This is a genomic window from Xanthomonas sp. AC360 (assembly GCF_979258225.1).
The window spans coordinates 4,465,160-4,485,349 of record NZ_OZ409846.1; the positions used below are offsets into that span (position 1 = coordinate 4,465,160).

18 protein-coding genes are annotated in these 20,190 nt (G+C 64.0%); 1 reads left to right on the forward strand and 17 read right to left on the reverse strand.

Features of this window, described 5'->3' with window-relative positions; genetic code table 11:
* The first annotated feature begins 27 nt into the window (after positions 1 to 27).
* On the forward strand, positions 28 to 1,944 hold the full coding sequence (gene dxs, locus ACZZ0O_RS19110; RefSeq protein ID WP_463591569.1) for a 1-deoxy-D-xylulose-5-phosphate synthase: 1,917 nt from the start codon (positions 28 to 30) through the stop codon (positions 1,942 to 1,944).
* 398 nt (positions 1,945 to 2,342) lie between these two features.
* On the opposite strand, the gene ACZZ0O_RS19115 is transcribed toward dxs, so the two are convergent.
* From ACZZ0O_RS19115 to ACZZ0O_RS19195, 17 genes are all read right to left on the reverse strand, one after another.
* On the reverse strand, positions 2,343 to 3,629 hold the full coding sequence (locus ACZZ0O_RS19115) for a glycosyltransferase (protein WP_463591570.1): 1,287 nt from the start codon (positions 3,627 to 3,629) through the stop codon (positions 2,343 to 2,345).
* The gene (locus ACZZ0O_RS19120) at positions 3,619 to 4,287 is read right to left on the reverse strand and encodes a hypothetical protein (RefSeq protein ID WP_463591571.1); all 669 of its coding nucleotides are present in this window, start codon (positions 4,285 to 4,287) and stop codon (positions 3,619 to 3,621) included. Before ACZZ0O_RS19120 ends, ACZZ0O_RS19115 begins: the two co-directional genes overlap by 11 nt.
* Positions 4,208 to 5,362 (reverse strand): glycosyltransferase, encoded by a 1,155-nt coding sequence (locus ACZZ0O_RS19125; RefSeq protein ID WP_463591572.1) that lies wholly within the window; start codon positions 5,360 to 5,362, stop codon positions 4,208 to 4,210. Before ACZZ0O_RS19125 ends, ACZZ0O_RS19120 begins: the two co-directional genes overlap by 80 nt.
* Complete coding sequence (locus ACZZ0O_RS19130; protein WP_463591573.1) at positions 5,353 to 6,312, reverse strand: NAD-dependent epimerase/dehydratase family protein; 960 nt, start codon at positions 6,310 to 6,312, stop codon at positions 5,353 to 5,355. Before ACZZ0O_RS19130 ends, ACZZ0O_RS19125 begins: the two co-directional genes overlap by 10 nt.
* A complete protein-coding gene (locus tag ACZZ0O_RS19135; protein WP_463591574.1) occupies positions 6,309 to 7,157 on the reverse strand; it encodes an MBL fold metallo-hydrolase in 849 nt (282 codons plus the stop codon). The genes ACZZ0O_RS19130 and ACZZ0O_RS19135 overlap by 4 nt, the downstream gene beginning before the upstream one ends.
* Positions 7,157 to 8,188, reverse strand: coding sequence for a 3-oxoacyl-[acyl-carrier-protein] synthase III C-terminal domain-containing protein (locus ACZZ0O_RS19140; protein ID WP_055851542.1), 1,032 nt, complete (start codon positions 8,186 to 8,188; stop codon positions 7,157 to 7,159). The genes ACZZ0O_RS19135 and ACZZ0O_RS19140 overlap by 1 nt, the downstream gene beginning before the upstream one ends.
* Before the next feature lie 219 nt (positions 8,189 to 8,407).
* Positions 8,408 to 9,421 (reverse strand): TraB/GumN family protein, encoded by a 1,014-nt coding sequence (locus tag ACZZ0O_RS19145; protein WP_115513288.1) that lies wholly within the window; start codon positions 9,419 to 9,421, stop codon positions 8,408 to 8,410.
* A 91-nt stretch (positions 9,422 to 9,512) separates the two neighbouring features.
* Entirely contained in the window at positions 9,513 to 9,974 is a 462-nt protein-coding gene (locus tag ACZZ0O_RS19150) for a cupin domain-containing protein (protein WP_463591575.1), read from the reverse strand.
* Between the two features lie 35 nt (positions 9,975 to 10,009).
* Positions 10,010 to 10,804, reverse strand: coding sequence for a WecB/TagA/CpsF family glycosyltransferase (locus ACZZ0O_RS19155; protein WP_463591576.1), 795 nt, complete (start codon positions 10,802 to 10,804; stop codon positions 10,010 to 10,012).
* Positions 10,805 to 10,808: 4 nt separating this feature from the next.
* A complete protein-coding gene (locus ACZZ0O_RS19160) occupies positions 10,809 to 11,603 on the reverse strand; it encodes a polysaccharide pyruvyl transferase family protein (protein ID WP_463591577.1) in 795 nt (264 codons plus the stop codon).
* Between the two features lie 41 nt (positions 11,604 to 11,644).
* Complete coding sequence (locus tag ACZZ0O_RS19165) at positions 11,645 to 12,850, reverse strand: GumK N-terminal domain-containing glycosyltransferase (protein ID WP_115528103.1); 1,206 nt, start codon at positions 12,848 to 12,850, stop codon at positions 11,645 to 11,647.
* A 64-nt stretch (positions 12,851 to 12,914) separates the two neighbouring features.
* The gene (locus tag ACZZ0O_RS19170) at positions 12,915 to 14,420 is read right to left on the reverse strand and encodes a lipopolysaccharide biosynthesis protein (protein ID WP_115528104.1); all 1,506 of its coding nucleotides are present in this window, start codon (positions 14,418 to 14,420) and stop codon (positions 12,915 to 12,917) included.
* Positions 14,417 to 15,466 (reverse strand): glycosyltransferase, encoded by a 1,050-nt coding sequence (locus ACZZ0O_RS19175; protein ID WP_055851519.1) that lies wholly within the window; start codon positions 15,464 to 15,466, stop codon positions 14,417 to 14,419. The genes ACZZ0O_RS19170 and ACZZ0O_RS19175 overlap by 4 nt, the downstream gene beginning before the upstream one ends.
* Complete coding sequence (locus ACZZ0O_RS19180; protein ID WP_463591578.1) at positions 15,463 to 16,605, reverse strand: glycosyltransferase family 4 protein; 1,143 nt, start codon at positions 16,603 to 16,605, stop codon at positions 15,463 to 15,465. Before ACZZ0O_RS19180 ends, ACZZ0O_RS19175 begins: the two co-directional genes overlap by 4 nt.
* A gap of 67 nt (positions 16,606 to 16,672) precedes the next feature.
* Entirely contained in the window at positions 16,673 to 17,710 is a 1,038-nt protein-coding gene (locus ACZZ0O_RS19185; RefSeq protein WP_463592492.1) for an acyltransferase family protein, read from the reverse strand.
* 64 nt (positions 17,711 to 17,774) lie between these two features.
* Positions 17,775 to 18,863 carry an acyltransferase family protein gene (locus tag ACZZ0O_RS19190; protein ID WP_463591579.1) on the reverse strand — a complete coding sequence of 363 codons (1,089 nt, stop codon included), beginning with the start codon at positions 18,861 to 18,863 and terminating at the stop codon, positions 17,775 to 17,777.
* Positions 18,860 to 20,149, reverse strand: coding sequence for a polysaccharide biosynthesis protein GumE (locus ACZZ0O_RS19195; RefSeq protein WP_463592493.1), 1,290 nt, complete (start codon positions 20,147 to 20,149; stop codon positions 18,860 to 18,862). The genes ACZZ0O_RS19190 and ACZZ0O_RS19195 overlap by 4 nt, the downstream gene beginning before the upstream one ends.
* Positions 20,150 to 20,190: the final 41 nt, after the last annotated feature.

Here is a 20,190-nt window from a genome sequence, read left to right on the forward strand (position 1 = left end):
ATATGGCTTCAGAACATTGACACGACGATGATCGATTCAACCCGCTATCCGCGCCTGTCGCGCATCCAGACCCCCGACGATCTGCGTAGCTTCGACGAGACCGAGCTCACGGCGATCGCGGAAGAACTGCGTTCCTACCTCATCGAGTCGGTGGGCAAGAGCGGCGGGCACTTCGCGGCCGGCCTGGGCGTGATCGAACTCACCGTCGCCCTGCACTACCTGTATCAGACCCCGGTCGATCAGCTGGTGTGGGACGTGGGGCATCAGACCTACCCGCACAAGATCCTCACCGGCCGTCGCGACCAGATCCATACGGTCAAGCAGAAGGACGGCGTGGCGCCGTTTCCCAAGCGCGAAGAAAGCATCTACGACACCTTCGGTGTGGGCCATTCGTCCACCTCGATCTCTGCCGCGCTCGGCATGGCGATCGCGGCGCAGCGCAATGGCGACGACCGTAAAGTCGTGGCGGTGATCGGCGATGGCGCGATGACCGCCGGCATGGTCTACGAGGCGCTCAACCACGCCGGTGGCATGAACCCGGAACCGAACCTGCTGGTGATCCTCAACGACAACCGCATGTCGATCTCCGAAGCGGTGGGCGGGCTGACCAAGATGCTGGGCCGCGCCAGCGGTAGCCGCACGCTCAACGCCATCCGCGAAGGCGGCAAGAAGATCCTCGGCGACAAGAAGAACAACCCGACTGCGCGCTTCGTGCGGCGCTGGGAAGAACACTGGAAAGGCATGTTCGTGCCGTCCACGCTGTTCGAGGAAATGGGCTTCCATTACACCGGCCCGATCGATGGCCACGACCTGCCCAGCCTGGTCGGCGCACTGAAGACCCTGAAGACGCTCAAGGGCCCGCAGCTGCTGCATGTCATCACCACCAAGGGCAAGGGCTACGAGCTGGCCGAAGGCGACCAGATCGGCTATCACGCGGTCGGCCCGTTCGATCCAAGCAAGGGGCTGGTGGCCAAGACCGGTGCCAAGAAGCCGACCTATACCGATGTCTTCAGCGACTGGGTCTGCGACATGGCCGCCGCCGAGCCGAAGCTGCTGGTGATCACCCCGGCGATGCGCGAAGGCTCGGGCCTGGTGCGTTTCAGCAAGGAATATCCGCAGCGCTACTTCGATGTCGCGATCGCCGAGCAGCACGCAGTGACGCTGGCCGCCGGCATGGCGACTCAGGGCGCCAAGCCCGTGGTGGCGATCTACTCCACCTTCCTGCAGCGCGGTTACGACCAATTGGTGCACGACGTGGCGGTCCAGCAGCTGGATGTGCTGTTCGCGATCGATCGCGGCGGCGTGGTCGGCCCCGATGGAGCCACGCATGCCGGAAACCTGGATCTGAGCTTCCTGCGCTGCGTGCCGTACATGGTGGTGATGGCACCGGCCGACGAAGCCGAGTGCCGCCAGATGCTGAGTACCGGTGTGCGTTACGAAGGCCCGGCGGCGGTGCGCTACCCGCGAGGCACCGGCCCCGGCGTGGCGCTCGACGTATCGCTGGCTACGTTGCCGATCGGCAAGGCGCAGTTGCGGCACAGCGGCACGCGCATCGCGCTGCTGGGCTTCGGCGTGACCGTGGAAGCAGCAGAAGCAGTCGGCCGCGAACTGGGGCTGACCGTGGTCAACATGCGCTTCGTCAAACCGCTCGACAAGGCGATGCTGCTGGAGCTGGCCAAGACCCACGACGGCTTCGTCACCATCGAAGACAACGTCGTCGCCGGTGGCGCCGGCTCGGGCGTGGCAGAGCTGCTCAATGCCGAAGCGATCACCATGCCGATGTTGCACCTTGGCCTGCCGGACAGCTTCCAGCACCACGCCAGCCGCGAAGACCTGCTGGCCGAAGCCTGCATCGACCAGGCCGGCATCCGCGCCGCGGTGCTCAAGCGTTGGCCGCAGCTGATGGCCAGCAGCACACCACCGCGAAACGCCGCGGCGGGTTAAGCACTGCGCTGCGCTATCCACACGACTGGGTTCGCCGGTCGTGTGGAAACGTTGCTAAATGCGATTTTAGGTGACCCGTTTGTGCGCGACTTGCTCGCGCTGATTTTGGCCGAACGACGATTGGTCGCATCAGTGTGTTAGCCACGCCAAGGCACGCGATGCGTTCTGTGTGTGCTGTGTCCAGCGTGCGATGGATGATCTCGATTCGACGCCTGCGCGACAACGGATATATCGCCCCGGTTCGCTATGCAGGCGCAAGGCCGCTTGCAGACCCTGCGCGACTCGGTCACCGGCATCAGCAGCGACAGCGCTGAGGCTTACGCATTAAAGGAAGCATCGCTTTCATCAGCAGCTGCACCACTGCGCAGTGCATCTGCAAGATCAACGCACGCGATGCATCACACCTGGGCTGCAGTGCCGTCGATGCCGTCGTCGCTCGGCACAGTTCCCGTGTGCGCGAAGGCCTCCACCAGCCGCACGATGCGCGCTTGCGCAGCGATCTGCTGCAACTCGGTCTGCAAACGCAGTACGCCCGCGAGCGGACCGGCAGCCGCCAGCGCCGCGGCCAGCACCTGCGGCAATGCACTCAGCTCGCGCAGCCACGTTGCGGCACCTGCCACCTGCAGACGCGCAGCGTGATCGAACTGGTCGTAGTCCAGCGGATACACGATCGACGGCAATCCCGCGGCCAGGCAGGCATACAGAATGCCGGCACCGCCGTGGTGTACGACCAGATCGTAGCGATGCAGATGCTGCGCGTAATCCACATACGGCAGGCGCCGATAATTGCCCTGCGCATGCTGGTGCGGCGCGGCCGTATCGCCATCACTGAAGTGAAAGATCACCTCGGGAAATTGCGGCGCCAGCGCGCGTAGCACGCCATCCATGCGCTGCTTGACCCATTGCAGATGCGTGCCCAACGTGATCAGCACATGGCGATGACCAGGGACGAATTCGGGAGCTGCCACGGTCGATGGCGGCGTGCACAACTGCGGCCCGACGAAGCGCAGCGCCGCCGGCCAGCGCTGCGCGAATTCGAACGACGGCAGCCCCAACGCCAGAATGCACTGCGGCGAATACACCGCCTCGCTGCGATCGCTGCGGTAGAGCGCCGGCAAGCCGCCGGCACGCATCTGGTGCCGATAGCAAGCATGCAAGCTGCGCTTGAATCCGCGCGTAAGCCGCCGCGCCAACCCATGCCAGACACGCTGACGCATGCTGGTTGCAGGCAGCAACCCACCAAAATAGGCGGGCGGGCCATCATGGGTTTCGATCACGCAGGGCGACGGCATGCTGGTCCACCACGCAATCCCCATGGCCTGCGCTGTCAGCCCGGCGCTGGGCAGGGTGAAATCGACGATCACCAGATCCGGCCGTCGCTCGCTCCAGCGCTGCTGCAATGCATTGCCCACACCTGCCATCAGGCCGAGCGCATCGTGCAGCTGTCGGCGTAGACGCAACGGGTGATGGCCCACGGCGTGTGGCGGGTTGGCGATCTGCATCAAGACGCGATCGGCCTGCGCGTCCAGCACGCTTGCCGCGTACACCCCGCAGGCAGCGATACGCGCCTGCGCCGCCGGCGTGCTGATGACGTGGACGTCATGCCGGGCCGCGAGCTGACGCGCAATGGCCAGAATCGGATGCAGATGGCCGCTGTACGGCGGCGCGATCAGATCAATCCGCATCTGCACCGCTCTGCACATGCTGCTCGACCTCGGCAACAAAGGCCTGGCAGCTGGCAAGCACCGCTGCATCGCGCAAATACTCCATATGACCGCAGGCCGGCGTCAGCTCAACCGCACCATCGAACAGCGCGCGCGAGATCCGATCGCCCTGCCCTTGCACTACGCGCACGTGACCGAAGGCAGCAGGCGTCCGACAGACCGGGCCGTACGCAAACACGGCCAGCCGCGCACGTAGCGCGTGCGGCAACTGCAGTGCGGTCAGCAACTGCAGCCCGCAACTTCCGGCCAGCAGCACCGTCATCGGCGTCTGCTGCAGCAGTGCACTGACCCGCGCGCGATCAGCCTCTGCAACGCGGCCGGCACGCGCCTGCAGATAGTGACGCGCATTCGACAGACTCGCACGCCATAGCGGTATGCGCCGATGTGGAGCACTGTCCGGCCAGTACGGGTAATTGCACGCGATCAGTCGTCGGCGTGCGCCCTGCAGCGCGTGCAGAAATTCGTGTTGTTCTGCACTCAAGGCGCAACGTGCCGGGTCGCTTTGCCCGGTCAGGAAGGCGATCTGCAGCAGCGCGGCGTCACTGCGCACGAAAGCACCCGTTCGACAACACACGGTATCGGCGGGTGCGCCAGCGGATGGTGTGCACCAATGCGGCATGCAGCAGATGCAGCGGTTGCAGACACTCGGCGCAGAGCGATAACAGCGGGCGATGGCGCACCGCACCGGTCGCACGCCATTGCACAGCGCAGAGCAGCACTGCGCGCAGCAATAATGTGACGACCACGCCTGCCCCCACCGGCCACGAAGGCCACACGCAGGCGCCGATCGACATGGCAACCAGCAACAACGGCGGCAAGCCCTGCAAGATGCCGATGGCGCTACGCGTGCGCAGACGTTGCTGCCGAAGCAGGATCAAGGCGAACAACATCCAGCGATGCATCTGCCGCGTGTAGCTGTGCAGATCCGGCATTGCGGTGCGCATCGCCACCGGCGCAGTGGATTGCCACAGCCGCCCACCGCGTGCGCGGACCAGCGTGGCAACCGCCAGATCGTCGGTCAGTTGCTCCAGCAACGTGGCAAAACCGCCCCAGGCACGCAGTTGCGCCGTGCGCGCGGCGTAGCACATGCCGTTGATGGTCAACGGCGCCGCGAACGGCAGCCAGCCCAGATAGGTGAGCGCGGCATTGTTGTTGACGAACTGCGACAGCAGGCGGCCGGCCAACGTCTCGCTGTCGCAGTAATACGGCAATGCGGTCACCACGTCGGCGTCGCTCAGATCCTGCAATAGCTGCACCAGTGCGGCTTCGCTCAGCTGCGCATCGTCGTCCAGGATCAAACAGATCGGCGCCTGCACCTGGGCAAGCACGTATTCGAGCTTCCACGCCTTGGGATTGATGCTAGCTGGCGCCGCAGGCACCAGCATCCGGGTAATGCGCACCTTCGGGTACTGCATGATCAGCGCATCTGCGACCGTGTTTCCGGCCGCATCGTCCGCGTCCATCAGCCAAAAAAAATGCGCGGCTGGCAGCGCCTGCAGATTGGCCGCCAGTACGCTCTGCAAATGCGCGTCACCGCCTAGAATCGGCTGCAGGATCGCCACCTCTGCCTGGGTACCGGCAAGACCGCGTGCTGGCCCTGCGTGCTCGTCACGCATGACCCACAGCGCCGCGCCCGCCTTCACCACCAGCAGGCTCAGATACAGCGCGGCCAATGCGAGCACGGCTACACCCACTGCGCCGCCTGCCAGCGCACGAAAGCCTCGATGCCCTCTTCCACGCCCACGCTGGGCGCTCCCAGATCGGCAAGCGTGCGTTGCGGATTGAAGGTCTTGGAGTAAGCAAACGCACCGACGCCGAACCGCGTGATCGGCGGCTCGCCGCGCAACCGCAGCACGCGATAAAGACCTTCCACCACGCTGGCCATGCGCAGCGCGGTGCCGATGCGCACTTCGCGTTGCGGCAGCGGCAGTTGCAGGCGCGCCAGCACATCCAGCACCGTTTGCTGCAGATCCACCGGCTGCGCGTTGGTGAGGTTGTAGGCGCGCTGCAGCTGCGGTGCCGTGGCCGCGCGGTAGAGGTAATCGCAGAGCGTGTCGATATAGATCAGATCGCCGATCACCGGTTGGGTCTGGCCGACAAAGCGCGGCAACGCACCTTTGCGCGCAGCGGCGATCACACGCGGGAACAACACCGTGTCGCCCGGTCCGAATACCGCGCGCGGGCGCAACACCGATGCCTGCCCCGGATAGCGCTCCAGCAAGGTTTCGCCGAGGTATTTGGTGTGGGCGTACGTGTTGACGAAGTGCGGGCCGATGGGGCTGTTTTCATCCAGATCGTATTGATGCGCCTCGCGGTAAAACACCGAGCTGGAGGACACGTACAGCAAGCGTGGACAGCCGTTGCGCATGCAGAAATCGATGACATTGGCGGTGGCCTGCACGTTGTGCAGTTGGAACTGCGCGCGACTCCCCCACGGGGATGCCAGTGCCGCCGCGTGGATCACCACGTCCGGCTGCCAGTCCAGCGAAAACGGTTGGCTCAGATCGATGCGGTGATAGTTGGGTAATTCGCTGGTACGACGCCCGATGCCGTGAATCTCCACACCGGGTTGTCCCTGGAAACGGCGCATGAAGGAGCCGCCGACAAAACCGGATGCGCCGGTCACGAGAATACGCAGGCTCATCGCCACTCCGGTTGGTAACGGTCAAGACTGGGTTGGCAGTGCGAGGGCAGGATCGCCAACTCCGGATGCGCCTGCGACAACCCATGCAAGTGCTGCACGGTGCGCTGGAAAGCGCTCCAGTCGTGCATCAGCAAACGCGTGGGCCACGCCGGCCACTGCAATGTTGCCCAGGTGGCCGACGACCACACCGCATCTGCGCAGAGCAATACCTCGCGATCATGCTGGTCGCGTAGCCACAGGCCCATTTGCCCGGGTACGTGGCCGGGCAGCGGCACGGCAAGCACGCTGCCGTCTTCGAACAGATCGTATGCGGTGCCCAGGCCCTTCCAGGCGCCGCTCAGTTTGCGCTGCGGCGCCTGCTCGGCAAACTGCAAGCGTTGATCGAAATCCTCCGGCAGTAGCTGCGGCAGCAAGGCACGGCGCAATCCCCCCAGGCGCGAGCAACTGCGCAGTTGCTGGTAGTCCGCACGCAGACAGAGGAAGCGTGCGTTTGGCAGGTCGCGTAGGCCGCTCACGTGGTCGGCATGAAAATGCGAAATCAGGCACCAGGCAATATCGTCCAGCTGCACGTCGCGACGTGCCAGCTGCGCGCGCAGGGTTTCGTGCGTGGGCAAGGTCACCGGGGTGGTCCAACGATACAGGCGCTCTGGCCAGGGATCGGTGGCCTGGAAAAAATGCGTGGCGTAGCCCGTGTCGTAGAGCATCGCCCCGCGCTGCGGGTGCCGGATCAACACACTCAACGCGGGAAATTCCACCGCATGCCAATGGCCGTCTGCACGCACCATGCGCTCGCAATGCCGGCAGTGGCCGACGCGCAAGAGTTCGAGAGAAACGCGCACGTGCATCAGTAGCGCAACACCATGCCGCCGATCGCCAGACCGGCGCCGGTGCCGAGTAGCGCGAACACGTCGCCGCGCTGCAGTTGCCCATCGACGCAGGCGTGATGCAAGGCATGCGGAAGCGAAGCGGCCACCTGGTTGCCGGTGGCGTGCAGGATGCGCACGACCTGATCGCTGCGTAGCCCCAGCGCGCGCACCACATGATCCAGGCCGCCACCGGAGGCCTGATGCGGCACCAGATAGCGCAGCTGCGCCGCGGTGATGCCGGCATCGTGCAACAACTGTTCCCAGAACGCCGGCAGATGGCGCGCCGCAAAGCGGTAGGCGCTGCGCCCATCCATCCAGAACGCGCGCGACGTATCCGGCGCGCTGTCTTGGTCATGCGGTGCGCGGGTACCGCCCCCGCGAATGCGGCACACATCTGCGCCGCTGCCGTAACTGGACAGGCGACTGGACAGCAAGGCCGAGCCATCGTCAGCGCTACTACGCCCGACCACCACGGCCGCAGCGCCATCGCCGAACAGGCCTGCGGTGGCCGGTACTGCCTCGTCCAGACCGGCCGATGCCACTTCGCTGGAGACGATCAGCACGCGTTGGTAACGGCCCAGCGCCAGCGCATTGGCGGCCATGTCCAGCGCAACCACAAAGCTCAGGCAGGTTGCATTGACGTCGAAGGCAGGGATGCCGGAATCGCCCAGCCCCAGTGCGCGCTGGATCAACACCGCCTGGCAGGGGATGGGCTGCTCCATCACGCTGCAGGCAGAGATCAGGCAATCGATCTGGCTGCTGTCGATGCCCGCGTTGGCCAATGCCTGCTGCGCGGCGGCGGCCCCCATCGACGATGCGGTCTCGCCCTCGCCGACGTAATGGCGCGTGGCAACTCCCAGGCGCGCAAAGGTGGTGCCGGCCGGCAACTGCCAGCGCGCGTCCAGCGCGTGCGAAGTGACTTCCCTGGCCGGGAGGTGGCGCCCGGTACCGAGGATGCGCAGCGGCAGTGCGTTCAACGCGGAGCTCTCAGTGAACAAGGCGCGCAGCATACCGTGGCTGGCTGGGCTGGCCTAACCCGAGGTGACAGCGATGAAGCAGCGCTGCGCACGAACAAACGATGACCGAAACAGCGGTCGCTCGACTGCGGCCCAGCGGCGGCTGACGAGCCGGTGCACTGCGACCAGCGCCGCACGTCGCACGTCGCAATCCTGATTGCCCCCTCGCCCCGCCGACAGCTCTACGACGAGCTCATGCGCGATGGCGGTCGCTCAAGGCGCTTCTACCTCGTACCCCAGCGCCTGCAATCGCGCCAGATAACCATCCGGCGTGGTCATGCGGCTGATCGGCAGTACCGCGAAGGTGCTGCGATTGCGTTGCAGCGCGGTGGTGGCGATGCCGAGCCAATGTTCGCGCATGCGCCGCTCCAGATCGTCGATGCCGCGTTTTCTGGCGGCGCCGGAGCTGGCCATCGCGCTCATGCAGGCCGCTTGCGGATCTTCGCGCGGCAATTGACGCAAGGCCTCGATATCGCCCACCGACCAGGCGTTGGCACGCTCGACCATGGTCGGCAGATCGCGCTCCACCGTCACCAGGATGCTGCGAAAGCAGGCGGTGTCGTCCATGCCGCCGGCACGGAACTCCTTGAGCGCCTGACGCGGGTCCTTGATCTTGTAGTCCAGCGCGGTTGGCGTGGGCTTGATGCCTGCGCGCTTGGCGGCGCGTTCCACCACCGACCAGATCACCGGCGAACGGGCCAGGCCGGAGCGCTTGATCGCCGCCTGATACAACTCACCGGCCGCTAGCATCGGGCGTTTGCGCTCCACCCCACGATCGCTTCCGATGTAGCGCGCCTTGGCCACAGTCCAGCGCGCATAGAGATCGGCAGGCAACACATCGCGCAGTTCGCGGTCGTCTTCGTTCTTCATCGCCTTCATCGCCGATGGCAGCAAGGTCAGCTTGCCGAAGAAGCCCATGTCTGCATCGACCTGCACGGTTGGCGCCATCAGTACCTGCTGGGACTGGCCGATGATGGTTTCCACCTCGGCCGACTGCCATTGCAGCCGTTTCGGCAATGGCGACAAGGTGCCGAGGATCCACAACACGTGGTCGCCCTTGCTGACTTTCCACAAGCCCGGGCCGGGCTGCACGCCGCGCACCACCATCGCCTCCAGGTCGACCACCGGCGGTGGCGCGGCCGCTGTTTGCGCCGCGGTCTCGCTGGCCGTCGCCAGCATCGATGCCAGTATCACGCCGGCGCCCCATAACGTTGCCCTGTATCGCATCACATGTCGCCCCTGTTTGAGGCGGACAGTACGCCAAGCCCGCACGCGCCGCGTTAGGGAAGCGTTCGGCCGCACGCGGCGCCGCGATCGATCAGCGTGGAGTGAGTGTTGCCAGGTGGGTGGCCAATGGCGAGGTGGCGTCGAGCAGCGCAAATCCCTCCCACACGAATCCCGGCGACACCGTGCAACCCACCAGGGTGAAGTCGCCCAGCGAACGTGCCGCCTGCCAATGCCCTGCGGGAACCACCTGCATCGGTTCGCCACGGTCGGCGGCGTCCAGAATCAAGCGCTGCAGCTGCCCGCTGGCTTCGTCGTAAATCAGCAATTCCAGCGCATCGCCTTGTTGCCAATGCCAGCTTTCCTCGGCATCGACACGGTGCCAGGCACTGCATTCGCCGGCAGCGAGCAAAAAACGGATCGCGGTCAGCGCAGGGCGGAGCCGGCCGTTATCGCTGACCTGACGCTCGGACGCATACACGCGGCGAAAGTGCCCGCCTTCCGGATGCGGCGACAGGTCGAGCGAGCGGATCAGGGCGGCGGCAGTCGGATGCATGCGTGCATGCTAAGCCCAGACGCAGCCGCCATGCATCAGGGCAGGTGCTTGCCCGCGCGCAGACAGGTGCGGAAGAACACCAGCAGGTCCCAGCTATAGCGCTTGAGCAAACGGCGCGGCTCGTGGAGCAACCGGTACATCCACTCCAGATGCAGACGCTGCACCCAATCGGGCGCACGCTTGGCGGTGCCGGATAAAAAGTCGAGCAGCGCACCGACGCCGAACACCAGCGGCACATGCAGCGCCTGGCTGTGATCCAGAATCCAGCGCTCCTGCAGCGGATTTCCGAACGCGACCAGCAGCACATCGGCGCCGGAACGGTTGATGCGCTCGGCCAGACCTTCGCCCGCCGCGGCAAATTCGCCGTAGCCATCGCACATGCCGACCACCTGCTGACCCAACCTATCGGTCAAGGTCGCCGCCGCAGTCTTGCCCACGCCAGGGCGTCCACCCAACAGGAAAAACTTGAGCGGTTGCGCAGCCTCGCGGCACAGATACGGAATCAGATCGGTGCCATTGAGGTTGCCGGCAAAGCGGCGGCCATGAATCAGCCGCGCCGCCAGATCCATCCCGATGCCGTCGTTGACGATCCGCACGCTGGGCTCACGCATGCGCATCCGTAGCGCCTGGCACTGCACCACAAAATTGGTGTTGGCGAAGAACACACGGCGTGGCTGTTGCGCGGCCACTGCATGGAACAGATCCAGCGCGAATGCCTCCTGCGTGGTGGACAAGACCGGAAACCCGCCCAGTGGAATCACCACGCCTGGCGGCGTGGCGACGGCGGCAACGGTCGTTGTGTCACTGTCCACACGCTGGCCCTGCATCATCGAATCACCAAAGGTCGTAGGGGAATGCAGCCAGCAAACCGGCCTGCAGTTTTTCCAGATCGAACGCGCCGTTGCCGCCCAGTTTCAGACACTCTTCGACGTTGTTGCCCGAGTGCCACTGCGTGCGTCCGGTGCCGTAGTAGTAATCGTCGTACTTGAAGCGGTCTTCGCCATTGCCCCAATCCAGATACACCGCTGGAATGCCATAGGCCTCAGCAAGAATCAGGCCGTGCAGCGAACTGCTGACCACCAGCTCGGCACCCAGCAGCTGGCTCATGAACGTTGCCGGCTTGACGTTGGGGAACACCAGGTGGTCTGCGTACGCGCTGTACTTTTCGACCGGCTCGTTGAAATGCGGAACGATCGCGAACGGACGCTTTTCCACCGCGCCCAATGCCTCGGCCGGGAAGAACATCGGCGTCAGCAAACCCGGGTCGCCATAGACCTCCGGCACCGCGATGCCACGATCCAGCAGGAATTGACGGGTCTTGGGCCCGCGCACCGCACGCACGTCGAGCGTGCTGAAGTTATTGCGCTCGGCTGGAATCTTGCCATTGATGCCGCTGCCCCAGACGGTATCGCCGTCCTTTGCAAAATGCAGCACCGAGCCGATCGCGATGAGCTTCTTGCTGAGATCGCGCTTCTCGATCAGGGTCTTGTCTTGCAAGGAGAGCGCGCAGGACACGATCACCTTGGACAGGTGATCTCCCATGTTGACGCCAGCGTTTTTCGGCTGCCACCAGAACAATGCGCGACGTTCTGCGTGTTCTATCCACTTCTGCAGCAAAGCGTTGGCCATAAAGAGAGGTCTCCTGTCTCAAACGGGTGAGGTGCGCTGCATCAATGCGAGAGCGCGGCCTCCGAGGAAGCACGCGCGGCGGCGCCGGTGTGCTGCGGATACAAACGGGTTTCCGGATACGCGGCTGGATCCAGCACACGGTCGGTGGTGTCGGACCAGTTCAAACATTGGCGGTAACGTACATGCGGCGCGTCCAGCGCCTGCCCGATCGCAGCGACGATCGAATCGGCGTTGCCGGGCGTGTAACCAAAGCGCGACTGCTGATATGGCCCGACAACTGCATTCGGACACACCGCAGGCAAGCCGAAAAAGTCGTACTGCAACAGCTTCATCGAGCTATCGGCCAGATACACCGGCACCTGCTCCGACGCATACGGCGCGATGCCGAACCGCGCGTGCTTGATGTAGCCGATCGTCTCGACGTGCTTCATTTCACCATAAACGACGACGTTATCGCCATAGCCCGGGTGGCGGCCCATGCCCGACCCGATCACATGAAACGTGACCTGCGGAAACGCCTTGCTGGCAACGACGAAGAATTCCGGGTCGAACAACATCGACCCTACCGCCACCGCGTGGATTCCTTCGCCATACGGCGACGGGTCGCCCAGCTGATCCAGGTTGTGATCCACGCCATGCCCGACGTGATAGACGTTATCGCGGCTTGCGATCTCTTCGGCCATGGCCGGCGACACCAGCGCGATGACGTCCAGAGTGGGCGCAACCCGGTCGAACTCGCGTTCGATATAGGAGGCGACGTTGATCGTGCTCAACCCATCGGAGGCGCGATACACCAGCTTGGCGGTCGGATTGATGCGCTTGGCGAGCTCGATAAAGGCCACGGCAATGCCGCTTTCGAACACGATGACATCCGCCTCGCGCATCCAGTCCAGCAACTGTTTCGGCGGATGTGCGGCATACCAGCGGAACATCGCATCTTCCACAGACTGCAGCCACGCCCTGCGCGTATTGAACGGATGCACCGTAGTACGCCAGAGATAGCACTCCACACCCTTGTGCGACACCACGGTATTGGCAGTGTCATCCAGCGGCAGCCGCATATCGCCCTTCATCCGCGACAGGCGGCTGTAACGCAGCGAAAAAAATCGCGTCGTCCCGCGCAGCGCGAGCTGATCGGTGATGAAGTGGATGTTGGCGCGGCGCGGTGTGCGGTAATCGTGTGCGGACAAGACCAGATAGCAAGGCCGGCGGATGCCGGAAGCAGCGGCGGCGGGTGTGTCGCTCATGGGCCGTGTCCTATGAATGAGTGGGAGAAAGCATGCCCGAATGCAGGCGAAGACAATGTCGATCTCATCGACGCGCCTTGGCCTGACTCAGCAACTTGCGGATGTTGACGATGGAGATCACATCGCGACGGAACGACGGCCAGATGCCCAGCATCAGCAGGCACACTGCAGCCATCGCCGCTGCGCCTGCGGCCAATTGCTGCCATAGCGGGCCGCCGACGGTGATCGAGGCGTAATACGCGCAGCCGCCGGCAACGCCATACGCCACCATCGCGCGTACCGCGTTGGTGAACAGCACGCCCACCGGCGTATCGGAAATCTTGCCGACCCAGATCAGCGACATCGGCCAGGTGACCAGCAGCCCGAACGAGTAGCCAACCGCGACCCCCATTGCGCCCCAACGCGAACCGACGAAGATGCAGGCGATCAGCACAACGCGACTGACCAGCGAGAACAGCAACTGCTCGCGCATCAAACCGCGCGCCAGAAACACCCAATATGTGGCGTAGGACGCGGTCTGGAAAATACCGCCCAGTGCGAGCACCTGGAACAACGGCACTGCCTCGCGCCATTGTTCGCCAAGCACCAGCACGATCAACGGCATCGCCACCGCACAGGCGAACGAGAACAGCGCCACGATCAGGTGCACCATCACCGTCTGCCCACGCAGCAGAAACGCGCTGAAACGCTCGCGGTCGTCCTGCAGCTGCGACAGCACCGGCAACGCCACGCTGGTCGCCGGTGCATTGATCTGGTTCAAAGGCATCATCAACAGCTGGAACGCGCGGTTGTACAGACCCAAAGCATCGGGCCCGGTGCGCCAGCCGATGATCACCTGCCCCACATTGCGGCTGGCGTAGCCCAGCAACTGCGCGGCCATCAGGTTCCAGCCGAAATTCATGAAATCGCGCATCGGCGCGTCGCGTCGATAGCCACCGGGCAGCCAACGTGCGCAGCTGCCCGCGATCACCAGGTTGACCACCGCCTGCACCACCTGCTGTACCACCAATGCCCAGTAGCCCCAGCCCAGCAGCGCAGCGGCAACGGCGGCGCCCAACCCCAGCACTTGCGAGCCCACATCGCTCAGCGCCACCTGCCCAAAACGCAACCCACGGCTCAGATGCGCGCGGTATTGCGTGGTCATGCCGTTGATCAGGAACGTCACCGCAAGCGCTTGCGAGATCGTGACCAGCGCCGGCTCTTTGTAGAAGTTGGCGATCACATGCGCCGAGGCGAACACCACCACCGAAAGCACCAGACCGATACCGCTATTGATCCAGAACAGGTTGTCGCGTTGTTCGCGGCTGACGTGCTTGGCCTGCACGGCGGCCGCCGACAAGCCGAAATCGCGCAGGATCTCGGCTGCACCGACAATCGCGGTGACCATCGCCATCAACCCGTAGTCGTAGGGTGTCAGCAACCGCGCCAGCAGGATGATGCCGCCGAACTGCACGACCATCTTGGCCGACTGGCCCAGCATGGTCACCGCCGCGCCGCCGGCAGCGCGCGAGCCCAGGCTGCGTTGCGGCGGCGGTGTGGGAGAAGACGTCGTGGGGGTTTCTGCGGTCACAGCGCGGCGTCTCCATCCTTGCCCAGCGCTTCGAGATAGGTGCGGTAATGCAGCTGCCCGATGCGCGGCCAATCGCGTTGCGATAGATCCGGTGCCGGCCCGCGTGGTGCAGCGCGCACCGTGTCGAGCATGCCGGTCAACAGCGCCGCATCGAATTCGCCTTCGTACAGAAACACCCAGCCCGGCCCCACTTCTTCGGCAATCGCCGCATTGGATTCGCTCCACGGCGCCAGCACCGGGCGGGCCAACGACAATGCGAGCAGCAACGTGCCGGAGTTATGCATCTGCCGGTACGGCAACACCACCAGCTCGGCCTCGCTGACCTCGCGTGCCAGCACCGGCTCTTCGACATAGGCGAGTAATGCGCTGATGCGCGGATCCTGCGCACTGGCTTCTTCCACCAGCGTGCGCATCTGCGGCGTGGCCGGGTTACCAACGATGCGTAGATTCACGCGTGGGTCGCTGACCTCGCGCATGACCTCCAACAGCGTTTCCACGCCCTTGTACGGACGAATCAGACCGAAGTGCAGCAGCCGCCCTGGCACGGTGGTGCCTTGCGGCATCGTCGCGAACCAGTCGCGGTAGTGACCATGCAGGATGGTGTCGGTAAACGGCGGGCGCACCGGCGTGGTGGCATTGATGCGGATCCAGCGGCGCGTCAGACGATCGGTCCAGCGCAACAAGCTACGTTCGCGCCAACCGCGATCTTCGTGCGGGGCCAGGTTGTGCAAGGTGCGCACCACCGGCGTACCGGTGACCTGCAACTTCAGCAGCAACAATGCCGCGCAAAGCTGCTTGGCCAACGTGCCCACGGCGCTGGGATGGCGCAGCAGGTATTCGGGCCAGTGCAGATGCAGCACGTCGTAGTGCGACAGCAAGGCATCGCGCATCGAAAAAAAGCGCGGCTGCACCGCATCGGGCAACGCGTCGTAGAGCTGGGTCAGATACGGGTTGGTGCTGGCATTGGGTTTTTCGGTGGAGAACAGCACCGTGACCTGCGGCTTGGCCGCCGCACGTGTCATTGATGCAGATGCAAGCGCGCTCATCGCGGCGTCTCCTGCGGGCGCGGCGTGCCCAGCGCACTGTGGTACTCGTCGATGTAGCGCCCCACCACATGCTTCCAGTCGTAGCGGCTCACGTAGGCCATCGATGCCGCACGACGCGTTGCGAAGTCGCCATCGGCCGTCAGTGCGAGCGCCTGCACTTGGTCGGCCGCCGCTTCGATCCTGTCGCGGTTGACGATCACGCCCTGCCCCGACTCGCTGGCCAGCCGCACGAACGGCGGAATATCGCTGAGGATGGGAATCAGGCCCGCGCTCATCGCCTCGACCGCGGCAATGCCAAAGCCTTCGTGGCGCGACAGGCAGACGAAGAACTGCGCCTGCTGCATCAATGCGCGCAGCTGTTCCTGAGACGGCGACATGCTCAGCTGCACCTTATCCTGCAACCCGCGCTCGGCAATCGCCTTGCGCAAGTCGGCTTCATTCAGATCGTATTCGCGGCCGGCGATGATCAGCTGCCAGTGCGGATCGCGCGCAAGCATCGCCTTCAGCAGCTCCAGCGTTTCGATCAGCCCCTTGTTCACCGACCAGCGCCCGAAATACAGCATCGTCCGACCCGGAGTAGCCGCACCCTGCCCCGCATATTTCTCCACGTCCACGCCGTTCTCGATCACCCGCAAGCGTGCCGGCGATACCACCTTGGCAAACAGATCGCCATCGTTTTCGCTGGTTGCGATCACCCGCGAATACGCCAACGCCGAGGTGCGCGTGAGTGTCTGGAACCACAGCTGCTTCATGCGCGACGCATACGCGGTATGGAAGAACCCACCGTGTGTGGACACCACCATCGGCTTGCTGTGCAGCAGTTTGGTCACTGCCAGATAGTCGTAGAAAAAATCGATTCCATGCAGATGCACCACATCAGCGGATCCAATCGCACCAAGTACCGATGGCGCCAACGGATAGCGCGACGAACCGCGATAGCCAATCCGGCGGATCGGCAACCCTTGATAGGTTTCCTGCGGCGCGAGCTGCGCACCCGGATCGGTGAACACGCGATCCAGTGTCACTACTTCCACCGTGTCGGCGCTGTTGGCCTGATGCTGGCGGGCAACATTGAGAACGACTTCTTCCATGCCCCCGATCGAGGGGTGGAATTGGCGGACGACATGCACCACTTTCATTACGCCAATCTCCTGTGCCAGTGACGCGCACGCATGTGCCGCGACAACTGATGATTCTTGAAATTCGTCATTGACTCTTCAACCCCAACATCCATGGCGCAGCACGCACCAGCACCGCGCGCATCGGCACCGCGCACGCGATCGCGAATGCGCTGAGCCCCATCGCCCACGCCGGCGTACCAATGAGGCCGCGATCGATGACTCCGGTGCGCGCAACCACACTAGTGACCACCAGGAACACCAGCGTATGCGTGCACAGAATCAGCAAGGTGTTGGTACCGATCCACTGCACCCACTGCCAGTGCCGGACGAAATACGCGACGCATAGCGTCATCGCAGTCCCCAACAGACTCACCAGCAGGAACAGCGCAGCCGATTGCCCGAACAGCAGATTGTTCACGTCCACCTGCCCGTTCGCTCCGGCCAGTAGCCACCATGCCGTTGCGACGACCGGCAGCGCCAACGCCCACACCCATGCCGGAAGCGCGCGCAGCGCATCGGCAAAGCGCGACAGCCATCCACCCACCGCAATGAAGAACAAAGCGATCGGCAACACGTCCAACGCGAGTGGCAAGCGCAGCTGCAACGAGGGAAACCATCCCGCCCATGCCAGGGCGATCGGCAAGCTGAGCGCCGCTACCACCGTCGTGCTCAAACGTGCACGCAATGCAATGTAGGTCAGCGTTGTGACAAACAACGCCGGCAAGAACCACAACGCCGGCAGCACGTAGAGGCGCGTGCCGTTGGCCCAGAACACGCCGAGGAAAGGGTCCCACCACGCCCGTGCGCCCGGCTGCTGGAACGCATGATTGAGCACGCCCGTCAGCAACCACAGGCCGTATGCCACCAGGAAGAACGCCAGGTACGGGATCAACAACGTCCGCGCCAGCTTTTTCACCGTCGACACATTCAACCCGCGACGTCCGAAGCGCTCGCCGACCCAGCCGGAAAGCACAAAAAACAACGGCACATGGAAGCTGTAGGCGAACAGTTTGTAGGCAGGCGGCATGACGCTCGCGTGCCCCAGCACGACCAGCACGATGGCCAGCGCCTTTGCCGCATCGATCTGCCAATCGCGGGCCAGCGCCGGCGCACGACCGGGCATTGCCACGGTTTTGTCGTGTCCGGCTTGCGGGGGATACGGAGCAGTCGTCATGCCGCGGCGCCGGTCATGCCGCCACCGTGCGCGCACCCAAGGCCCAGGGGGCAAAACGCATAAACACCCAGCGCATCGGCACGCACGCGACCAGCGCGAACACCGTCACGAAGACCGCCCAACCCAGGCCCGGCCGCCCTGCACCGAATCCGCCCGCCACCGCGGCAACACCGGACAGCACGAAGAACACCAGCATATGCGTGCACAGGATCAGCAAGGTATTGCGGCCGATCCACTGTACCCAGCCCCAGCTCTGCACCAGCCGCGCCGCGCAGATCACCATCAACGACCCCAGCACCGCACTGAGCAGGAACACGGCATGGTCGCGGCCGAAGCCGAGCATGTTGACGTCGATACGCCCGTTACGTTGCGCCAGCCACGCCACCGCAAGCGCCAATGCAACGGTCACCAGCGCACTGACCGGCAACGAGGTCGGCAGACGTGGCGACACGTAAATCAACAGCGCGCCAAGCGCGTAGAAGCACAACGACACCGGTAGCACATCGAGCCCGAAAAAAAGCCGCACTCCCTGCGCCGGGAACCAGTTCATCCAGAACCACGCCAGCACCAATCCCGCCGCCGCAATCGCCAGCGGCGGCAGCAAGCGGCGCAGCAATACGTAGCTCACCACAGTGACCAGCATCACCGGCAAAAACCACAGCGGCGGCTGCACATACAGGTCCGGACCGATCCCGGTAAACAGCGACACAATCGGCTCCCACCACGGGTGACTTCCCCAGCGTGCGGCCTTCTCGCCGATATTGCGGGTCAGCAGCCAGTACGCGTAGCCCAGCAGATAGAACGTGACATACGGCAGTAGCAGACTGCGCGCCTGCTTGGTGATCGTCTGCGCCATGCTGGTGGTACGCGAGGCATAGCCAGCAGCCAACCAGCCAGACACCAAAAAAAACAGCGGCACGTGGAAGCTGTAGGCAAACAAGGTCATGTCATGCGGCACGCCCTTGGCATGGCAAAACACCACCAACAAGATCGCGATGGCCTTGGCCGCATCGATCCGCTGATCGCGCGCCTTCCCGCCGGCCGCAATCCGCACGCCGGAATCAGACGCGACCGACGACGACGCTGCCGCCGCCGAGCTCATCGCCCCGCTCCCGCAGGCAATGGCAACTGCGCGCCATCAACCGTTGGATCATCCTTGATCGAAGCAGCGGAGACCGCCGACGCAGACCAGGTCGGACGCATATGCCACAGGCAGCCGCACACGAACCACCACAGCGCCGAGGTCTTGATCGAAAAGTAGCCGTTAGACACCAGCAGACTCAGCGCAAACGCGAAGATGGCCAGGTTCTTGAACAGCTGGCCTTCCTTGCTCGGCATCAGCAGCAGGAACGAATACGACAGCAGGAATGCCAGCACCCCGACGATCGACTGCGACGCGATGAAGTACGAAATGCCGCTGTCGAAGTAACGGTAGGCCTGCGCAAAATCCAGCCCCAGCCAGGACTCGAACGACAGGTTGTTCATCGAGTAAACGGTGAAAAATATCCGGCCCATGGTGGTGTCCTGGTAGGCCGTGATCCCGGTGATCCACACCAGCAGCCACGCACTCATGATCACCAACAAGAACACCAGAAACGCCAATCGCTGATCCAGGCGTTTCAATAGCGGCGTCAGCAACACCATCAGCACGCAGGTGCCCGCCGCCAATCGTCCATCCGAGGCGACGATCATGAAGCCGATCAACCCCACCGACAGGATCAGCGCCGCCGGCCGCATCCAGCGCCAGAACACCAGCACGATGGCGGTAAAGAAGCAGATGTAGTTACCCATCGTCACCGGCTCGATGAACATCGAGGAGGCGCGCGGGAGATTGGAACCCGGCAGGAAGTTGCGTTCGCCCGGCCGCGTGGCGCTGACGAACAGGTTGCTGTCTTCGTTCCAGAACCCTTCGGCGCTCATGCCACGCGCGTTGACGAAGAAGCTCTTCGGATTGACCAGGTCGCCGTAGGCCCTCGGCATTGCCAGCTCGAACGCGGCAACCAGCGAGACGATGATGGTCATGCGGATGAACAACTTGGGCACCGAGCCGGTATAGGCAGAGCCCAGCACCACGAACGCGAACACCACCAGGGCATCGCGAAAGAATTTCGGATCGACTTGCCAGTTCACCAGGAACCGCACGAACATCAGCAGGACGATCAATCCAAGCCCGCTGATGATCAGCGCAATGCGTTTACGGCTCAGCGAGCCCAGGCCCAGCAGGAAGCAGGCCGCGTAGATCATGAACTCGACGGCGTAGGTGATCACCGGACGCACGGTGAACACGTTCGCGTTGATCAGCGCCAGCACCAGGTTGTAGCCCACGCCGACCAGCAGCGTCAGTTCGATCAGCAGGTTATGCCAGCGAACGCGGGTTTCCTCGCTCATTCGGATCAGCATGCACACGCCTGCCTGAGAGGGGCGGCTGC

Coding starts and splice junctions, on each gene's coding strand:
- ACZZ0O_RS19165 (WP_115528103.1), bottom strand. CDS start 12,850: ATGAGCGACACACCCGCCGCCGCTGCTTCCGGCATCCGCCGGCCTTGC.
- ACZZ0O_RS19135 (WP_463591574.1), bottom strand. CDS start 7,157: ATGCACGTGCGCGTTTCTCTCGAACTCTTGCGCGTCGGCCACTGCCGG.
- ACZZ0O_RS19160 (WP_463591577.1), bottom strand. CDS start 11,603: ATGGCCAACGCTTTGCTGCAGAAGTGGATAGAACACGCAGAACGTCGC.
- ACZZ0O_RS19175 (WP_055851519.1), bottom strand. CDS start 15,466: ATGAGCGCGCTTGCATCTGCATCAATGACACGTGCGGCGGCCAAGCCG.
- dxs (WP_463591569.1), top strand. CDS start 28: ATGATCGATTCAACCCGCTATCCGCGCCTGTCGCGCATCCAGACCCCC.
- ACZZ0O_RS19195 (WP_463592493.1), bottom strand. CDS start 20,149: ATGAGCGAGGAAACCCGCGTTCGCTGGCATAACCTGCTGATCGAACTG.
- ACZZ0O_RS19115 (WP_463591570.1), bottom strand. CDS start 3,629: ATGCGGATTGATCTGATCGCGCCGCCGTACAGCGGCCATCTGCATCCG.
- ACZZ0O_RS19190 (WP_463591579.1), bottom strand. CDS start 18,863: ATGAGCTCGGCGGCGGCAGCGTCGTCGTCGGTCGCGTCTGATTCCGGC.
- ACZZ0O_RS19150 (WP_463591575.1), bottom strand. CDS start 9,974: ATGCATCCGACTGCCGCCGCCCTGATCCGCTCGCTCGACCTGTCGCCG.
- ACZZ0O_RS19120 (WP_463591571.1), bottom strand. CDS start 4,287: ATGCCGCATTGGTGCACACCATCCGCTGGCGCACCCGCCGATACCGTG.
- ACZZ0O_RS19155 (WP_463591576.1), bottom strand. CDS start 10,804: ATGATGCAGGGCCAGCGTGTGGACAGTGACACAACGACCGTTGCCGCC.
- ACZZ0O_RS19140 (WP_055851542.1), bottom strand. CDS start 8,188: ATGCTGCGCGCCTTGTTCACTGAGAGCTCCGCGTTGAACGCACTGCCG.
- ACZZ0O_RS19130 (WP_463591573.1), bottom strand. CDS start 6,312: ATGAGCCTGCGTATTCTCGTGACCGGCGCATCCGGTTTTGTCGGCGGC.
- ACZZ0O_RS19145 (WP_115513288.1), bottom strand. CDS start 9,421: ATGCGATACAGGGCAACGTTATGGGGCGCCGGCGTGATACTGGCATCG.
- ACZZ0O_RS19180 (WP_463591578.1), bottom strand. CDS start 16,605: ATGAAAGTGGTGCATGTCGTCCGCCAATTCCACCCCTCGATCGGGGGC.
- ACZZ0O_RS19185 (WP_463592492.1), bottom strand. CDS start 17,710: ATGCCCGGTCGTGCGCCGGCGCTGGCCCGCGATTGGCAGATCGATGCG.